At 74.0% G+C, this 6,359-nt stretch carries 5 protein-coding genes and 1 pseudogene; 1 reads left to right on the forward strand and 5 read right to left on the reverse strand.

Annotated elements, in window-relative coordinates:
- Positions 1–122: 122 nt before the first annotated feature.
- From IE312_RS17315 to IE312_RS17335, 5 genes are read right to left on the reverse strand one after another with little or no spacing between them, the layout of a single operon-like run.
- Positions 123–1,433: a DUF58 domain-containing protein gene (locus IE312_RS17315; protein ID WP_189982769.1), complete on the reverse strand. Its 1,311-nt coding sequence runs from the start codon at positions 1,431–1,433 to the stop codon at positions 123–125.
- Entirely contained in the window at positions 1,433–2,425 is a 993-nt protein-coding gene (locus IE312_RS17320; protein WP_189982771.1) for an AAA family ATPase, read from the reverse strand. Before IE312_RS17320 ends, IE312_RS17315 begins: the two co-directional genes overlap by 1 nt.
- Positions 2,422–3,618 carry a DUF4350 domain-containing protein gene (locus IE312_RS17325; RefSeq protein ID WP_189982774.1) on the reverse strand — a complete coding sequence of 399 codons (1,197 nt, stop codon included), beginning with the start codon at positions 3,616–3,618 and terminating at the stop codon, positions 2,422–2,424. Before IE312_RS17325 ends, IE312_RS17320 begins: the two co-directional genes overlap by 4 nt.
- Positions 3,615–4,394 carry a DUF4129 domain-containing protein gene (locus IE312_RS17330; protein ID WP_370467563.1) on the reverse strand — a complete coding sequence of 260 codons (780 nt, stop codon included), beginning with the start codon at positions 4,392–4,394 and terminating at the stop codon, positions 3,615–3,617. Before IE312_RS17330 ends, IE312_RS17325 begins: the two co-directional genes overlap by 4 nt.
- 4 nt (positions 4,395–4,398) lie before the next feature.
- Positions 4,399–5,775, reverse strand: coding sequence for a glycerophosphoryl diester phosphodiesterase membrane domain-containing protein (locus IE312_RS17335; protein ID WP_189982776.1), 1,377 nt, complete (start codon positions 5,773–5,775; stop codon positions 4,399–4,401).
- 140 nt (positions 5,776–5,915) lie between these two features.
- On the opposite strand from IE312_RS17335, the pseudogene IE312_RS40530 reads away from it, so the two are divergent.
- Positions 5,916–6,359, forward strand: a pseudogene (locus IE312_RS40530) (S-methyl-5-thioribose-1-phosphate isomerase); the annotation flags it as partial.

Here is a 6,359-nt window from a genome sequence, read left to right on the forward strand (position 1 = left end):
CCCTGTGGGAGAGTAGGACGCCGCCGAACAATCATTCCGGGAAACCCCCGCACTCCGGTGCGGGGGTTTTCTGCGTTCAGGAGCCGAAATCGTCCCGAGGGACGCCGGCGGGCGGCAGCCGTTCAAAGCCGTCCCGCTGCTTTGAGAGCCAGGTAGGCGTCCGCAAGCGTCGGCGCCAATTCCTCCGGGGAGGCGTCCACCACCGTCACCCCGTGACGACGCAACTGGTCCGCCGTACGCCGGCGCTCGCTCTGGGCCTGAGCCGCTGCCGCCGCCTCGTACACCGCCTCCGCGGTGCCCCTCGACTTCGCCATTCGGGCGATGTGGGGGTCGGCTACCGACGCGACCAGCACAGTGTGGCGTTGAGTGAGCTGTGGAAGTACAGGCAGCAGCCCCTGTTCCACCGGTGCCGAGTCCAGTGTCGTGAGGAGCACGATCAGGGAACGCCGAGGTGCGGTGCGCAACGCGGCGGCGGTGAGGCCCCGGGCATCGGTCTCGAGGAGTTCCGGTTCCAGCGTGGCCATCGCGGTCACCAGGGAAGGCAGCACATCGCCTGCCGAGCGGCCCTGCACCAGGGCGCGGACCCGGCGGTCGTAGGCGAGCAGGGCGACGCGGTCGCCGGCGCGTGAGGCGAGGGCGGCGAGCAACAGGGCCGCGTCCATGGAGGCGTCCAGGCGCGGGGCGTCGCCCACGCGGCCCGCGGAGGTACGACCGGTGTCCAGCACCAGGAGGATGTGCCGGTCGCGTTCGGGGCGCCAGGTGCGCACGGCGACGGCGGACTGCCGGGCCGTGGCCCGCCAGTCGATCGAGCGGGTGTCGTCTCCGGGGATGTACTCCCGCAGGCTGTCGAACTCTGTGCCCTCGCCGCGGGTCAGCACACTGGTGCGGCCGTCGAGTTCCCGCAATCGGGCGAGTTTCGACGGGAGGTGCTTGCGGCTGGTGAAGGGCGGCAGGACCCGTACGGTCCACGGCACATTGTGGGTGCCCTGGCGGGAGAAGAGGCCGAGGGGGCCGTACGAGCGGATAGTGACGCGATCGGCCCGGCGGTCGCCGCGGCGAGTGGGGCGCAGACGGGTCGTCACGCGACGGCGTTCTCCCGCGGGCACGGTCATCCGGTGCCGGGACGCCTCGATCTCGGTGCCCGGTTGCCAGCTGCTCGGGGGCCAGGCGTCCCGTACCTGGGCCCGCAGGAGGCGGCGGGACGGGTTGGTGAGCGTGAGCGTGACGTCGGCGGTGTCCCCGAGGCGGGTGGATGTGTCGCCGGAGCGGTCCAGCAGGAGGCGGCGTACCGGTGCGGCCAGCGCGTAGTCGCAGGCACAGGCCAGGGCCAGGGGGCCGTTGACCGCGAGGATGCCCGTCCAGCCTGGTTCCAGGATGCCGACGGGGATCGAGCCGAGGGCCGCCAGCAGAGCGGTGCGTCCGGTGAGTGCCATCAGCGGGGGACCGGTAGGTGGGCGAGGATGGCGTTGATGACCGAGTCCGCGGTCACGCCTTCCATCTCGGCCTCGGCGCGCAGCTGGACGCGGTGGCGCAGTGTGGGCAGAGCGAGGGCCTTCACGTCGTCCGGGATGACGTAGTCGCGGCCCGTCAGCCAGGCCCAGGCGCGGGAGGTGGCGAGCAGCGCCGTGGCACCTCGCGGGGAGACGCCCAGCGTGAGCGAGGGCGACTCGCGGGTGGCGCGGCAGAGGTCCACGACGTAGGCGGTGATCTCGGGGGAGACGGTCGTCCTGGCGACCGCCGCGCGGGCCGCCTCGAGGTCCGCGGGACCGGCGACCGGGCGGACGCCGGCGGCGCGCAGATCACGCGGGTCGAACCCGGAGGCGTGCCGGGTGAGGACGTCGATCTCCTCCTGGCGCGAGGGCAGAGGGACCGTCAGTTTGAGCAGGAACCTGTCGAGTTGGGCTTCGGGGAGCGGATAGGTGCCCTCGTACTCGACCGGGTTCTGGGTGGCGGCGACGAGGAACGGCTCGGGCAGCGGGCGCGGGGTGCCGTCGACCGTGACCTGACGTTCCTCCATGGCCTCCAGGAGGGACGACTGGGTCTTGGGCGGGGTCCGGTTGATCTCGTCGGCGAGGAGGAGGTTGGTGAAGACCGGGCCGGGCTGGAAGGAGAACTCGGCGGTGCGGGTGTCGTAGACGAGGGATCCGGTCACGTCGCTCGGCATCAGGTCCGGGGTGAACTGGACGCGCTTGGTGTCGATGTCCAGTGCGGATGCGAGGGACCGGACGAGCAACGTTTTGGCGACTCCGGGGACTCCTTCTAGTAGTACGTGTCCGCGGCAGAGGAGGGCGACGACGAGGCCGGTCACGGCGGGGTCCTGGCCGACCACGGCTTTGGCGATCTCGGTGCGCAGGGCTTCCAGGGAGGCGCGTGCGGCGCCCGCGTCCCCGTTCTGCCCGGCGTTGTCAGTGGTCGGGTCCGTCATGAACGGCGTACCTCTCTTTCGAGGGCGTCGAGTTGGTCGGTGAGGGCGATGAGCGCCGCGTCGTCGCCGGGCGGCGGTCCGAAGAGGAGGGGGTGCAGGGTCTGTCCGTCGCCGGAGAGGTGGGCGGACAGGGCGGGGAGCAGGGCCTCGGGCGTGTGTGCCCTGGTGGCGGGGACGCCCACGAGGGGGGCGAGGCGGGTGCGGGTGGCGGCGCGCAGGGCGTCGGCGGCGCGGTCGCGGGCGTCGGCCTTGCGGTAGAGGCGGGCGCGGCCTTCGGCGGTCTCCGAGGCGCGGATCGCGACGGGGAGCTTCTCGGACACCAGGGGGCCGAAGCGGCGGGCCCGCCAGAAGGCGGCGAGGACCGCCGCGATGAAGAGCTGCAGGGTGGCCCAGAGCCATCCCGGGGGGAGCAGGTCGAGGAAGTTCTTCCGTTCACCGTTCTCGGTGGCGGCGGTGTCGGACAGCGAGGGGAGGTACCAGACCAGATGGGGGCGGGAGCCGAGGAGTTGGAGGGCGAGCGAGGCGTTGCCCTGCTCGTCGAGGCGGTCGTTGTAGAGGATGTCGGGCGCGCCGAGGACGACGGTGTCGCCGCGTCCGGAGGCCGCGGGGACGCGCAGCAGGGTGGCGAGGCGTTCGCTGGGGTAGCAGGAGTCGGCGTCGAGGCGGGTGGTGGTGTAGCGGATGCCGCCGGTGTCGGCGGTGCCCGCGCGCCGGGCCTCGGGCAGGGCGCAGTCCGGCCGGAGCGTGTCCTCACCGCTGGTGGCGGGGTCCGCGGTGACCCCGGGGGCGAGCCGCTCGACGGACCAGCTGCCGGCCGCGACCAGGATGGTCCGCCCGCCCGAGGGTTCCGTCGCCGCGTGCAGTCGGCTCTGTTGACGGTGGGTCAGCCGGTCGGGTACGGCGACGAGCAGGGTGGTGTCCGGGCCGGCGGCGGCGCGGGCCGCGCCGAGGGAGGTCACCACGCGGGTGGAGACGCCCCGTTCGGCGAGGAGCCGGGCGACGGCGCGGCTGCCGTAGGGGTCGGCCGAGCGCGGGTCGAGTTCCCCGTGCCGGGCGGTGGAGCGTACGGCGGCCATGGCGACGGCGGCGGCCAGGAGCACGACGACGGCGAGCGTGATGCCACGTGCCCGGGTCCACGCCTGGCGGCGGGCCGGCGCGGTGGAGGTGGCCGTCGGGGCTGCCTCGGTGGTCACTCGGCTGCCCCCTGGCGGGCGCTGTGCGCCCTGCCGGTGGCGCTGTCGGCGAGGCTCGGCCTGGTGCGCTCCAGGTCACGGTCGAGTTCGGCGAGCCGGTGGTACGACTGCTCGCCGGCCCCGCGCCCGCCGTATGTGACGTCGTCGAACTCGCGGGCGGCGGCGCGCAGCCGGTCGGCGTGCGCGGGGAGGACGCGGCCGCCCTCGGCGGCCGCTTCGTCGGCGGTGCGGCCGGGGCGTTCGTCGAGCAGGGCCCGTTCCTCCAGGGAGCGGACGAGGGCCCGCATGCGTTCCTGGACGGCCTGGGTCCAGTGGCCCTGGGCAGCGTGTGCCTCGCCGGCCGCGCGGTGTGCGGCGGCACTGCGGGGGCGCTCGTCGAAGAGGACGGCCGCGGAGACGGGCCGGCGTCGGGGGGTGCCCAGGCGCCACCACAGGGCGGCCAGGACGGCGACGACGAACAGGATCACGACGAGCAGGCCGACCGTGCCACCGGGGGTCGCGGAGGAAGCCGCGCCGAACAGTCGGCCGACCCAGTTCCAGAAGGCGTTCAGGGCGCGCTGGAGCAGGCCGGGATCGTTCTCGTGGTACATCCGCTTCGACAGCTCACGGCGGGCCGCCTCGCGGGCGGGATCACGCGGGACGGTCACCGGGGGTTCGTCTCCCGAACCGCCGCCCGCGAGCACGGCCCGGTGCGACACGCGCAGCAGCTGCCGTGCGAGCGGGACGGCGGCGTCCGACGGGGCCGCCGCGGTGAGAACCACCCCCGTGAGGCTCACCGCATCAGCTCCCGGGGACGGGGCCCGGGCCGTAGCCCTGGACACCGGCGGCGCGCGCGAGTTCCAGGTCGAGGGCCTCGCGGCGGATGCGCAGGTCGATGTAGAGGAGCACGGTGACGCCGGCGCTGATCGGCAGGGTGAGCGTGGTGCCGACCAGGGAGCCGATCCCCCGGATGATCAGGAACGCCCAGCTGACGGGTTCGCCGGTGGTGCCGAGGAAGTTGTCCATGCCGTCACCGCTCACGGCGGCTCCGACGAGGGCGAACGGGATGGTGACGATCGCCGAGACGATATTGGCGATGAGCCAGGCGAGCAGCTGGATGCCGAGGACGCGCCACCAGGAGCCGCGCACCAGCTTGGCGGAGCGGCTCATGGACTTGGTGACGCTCTGGCGCTCCAGCATCAGGGCGGGGGCGGCCAGGTAGAAGCGGATGGCCAGCCACACCGCGACGACGACACCGCCGAGGATGCCGAGGGAGAACAGTGCGGCTCCGCCGGCGTCGCTGCCGCCGCTGATCAGGACCAGCAGGCCGGGCAGGGCGCCGACGACGACCACCCCGATGGTGATCAGGCCGAGCAGTATGAGCAGTCCGGCCAGTCTCGGGATCTGCGGGCGGGCCTCACGCCAGGCCTCGCCGGCGCTGACCGGCTTGCCGAGTACGGCGCGGCTGGTGATGGTCGTGAGCAGGGCGGTGGCCACGATGACGGCGGCCGCGGAGATCACCGTGACGATACCGGTGCCGATCATGGACTCGCGCAGGGCGCGGTACAGGTCGTCGGGTGTGGCGGTCCGGCTGTCCAGCCGCGTGCCGGCGAGGGCGTCGTTGAGGAAGAAACCCTGTACGAGGACGAGGCAGGTGTCCGTGATCGCGGCGACGGCCAGCGCGATGCCGAGGACCGTGCGCCAGTAGGTGCGCATGGTGGACACGGCGCCGTCGAGGATCTCACCGACGCCCAGCGGGCGCAGCGGGATGACACCGGGCTTGGCCGCGGGCGGCGGGCCGCCCCAGCCGCCGCCCCAGGCGGGGTAGCCGCCGGGGGTGCCGTAACCGCCGTAGCCGGCGGGCGGTCCGCCGTAGCCGCCGCCGTAGCCGCCGGGGCCCGGGCCGCCGGGCTGCTGGGTGCCCCAGCCCGGGCCGGGAGGCGGGGGTGGCGGGGCCTGGTGGGGGCTGGGGGCACCGGTGGGGGCCGACCACTGGCCGGGCGGCGGCTGCTCCTTGGACCATTTGCCGCCCGGGGCCTGCGCGTCCGTGCCCGGCTGGGGTGCGGGTCCGGTGGGGCCGGGGCGGTCGGCGGGCTCGGCGGGACCGGACGCACCGGGTTCCCGACCCTCGGACGACGGGGCGGATCCGGGCGATGCCCAGCCCGGAGTGTCTGTCATCGAAGCTCCTTCTCGGTGCCCGTCCGCGGTCGCGGCGGCAGGTTGGCAGCCATCGTGCCATGGGCCGGTCACCGGGTGATCGGCCGCGGTAGGGGCTGGTCTCCTTCAATTGTCCGCCGGATCCAGGGCAGACTGACGGCATGGCTGATCAGCAGGAGCGACCCAGCGAGGACAAGCGGCCCACCGAGATACCTGCGATCCGATGGGAGGAACCACCAGAAGGCCCCGTACTGGTCCTTCTCGATCAGACCAGGCTCCCGGCCGAAGAGGTCGAGCTGGTGTGCACGGACGCCGCGGCGCTGGTGGAGGCGATCCGTTCGCTCGCCGTGCGCGGGGCGCCGCTGCTCGGGATCGCCGGGGCGTACGGCGTCGCGCTCGCCGCCGCGCGCGGCTTCGACGTGGCCGAGGCGGCCCGGGTGCTCGAGGAGGCCAGGCCGACCGCGGTGAACCTGTCCGTCGGGGTGCGCCGGGCCGAGGCCGCGTACCGGAAGGCACTGGCCGGGACCGGTGATCCCACCGTGGCCGTGGTGGCGGCGCTGGCCGCGGCACGGGCGCTGCACCGGGAGGACGCCGAGGCCAGCGCC

This window comes from Streptomyces capoamus (assembly GCF_014654935.1).
GTDB classification, from domain to species: domain Bacteria; phylum Actinomycetota; class Actinomycetes; order Streptomycetales; family Streptomycetaceae; genus Streptomyces; species Streptomyces capoamus.

Bases quoted from the DNA above. Each gene is read 5' to 3' on its own strand.
- IE312_RS17320 (WP_189982771.1), bottom strand. From the start codon at position 2,425: ATGACGGACCCGACCACTGACAACGCCGGGCAGAACGGGGACGCGGGC.
- IE312_RS17315 (WP_189982769.1), bottom strand. From the start codon at position 1,433: ATGGCACTCACCGGACGCACCGCTCTGCTGGCGGCCCTCGGCTCGATC.
- IE312_RS17335 (WP_189982776.1), bottom strand. From the start codon at position 5,775: ATGACAGACACTCCGGGCTGGGCATCGCCCGGATCCGCCCCGTCGTCC.